General features: G+C 53.2%; 1 protein-coding gene. It reads right to left on the minus strand.

Translation table 11 applies throughout. The features are described 5' to 3' along the window. Nucleotides 1–187: helix-turn-helix domain-containing protein (locus O2S87_RS19475; RefSeq protein WP_475410275.1), on the minus strand; the 187-nt coding region annotated here is incomplete at its 3' end. Between the last annotated feature and the right edge of the window lie 35 nt (nucleotides 188–222).

The raw sequence follows: 222 nt of genomic DNA on the forward strand, positions 1-222 counted from the left end.
CGTTCCAAGCTTTGAGCCAGCGCCCACCAGTTGGTTGGGACACACCGACACGTCGTGCAGCTATTTCGTCGGTGTCACCAAAAGAGACGTTTTTGATGAAACAGAGTCGCCGGACGAGACGGGTCTCGTCCGCCTTTTGTGCTTCATTGATCGCGTCATCAAGCTCTTTTTCCGACAGATGTTTCACCAACTTGGTCCGACGAGAAGCCTTCATTAGCGCCT

The organism is Halohasta sp. A2, from assembly GCF_056175805.1.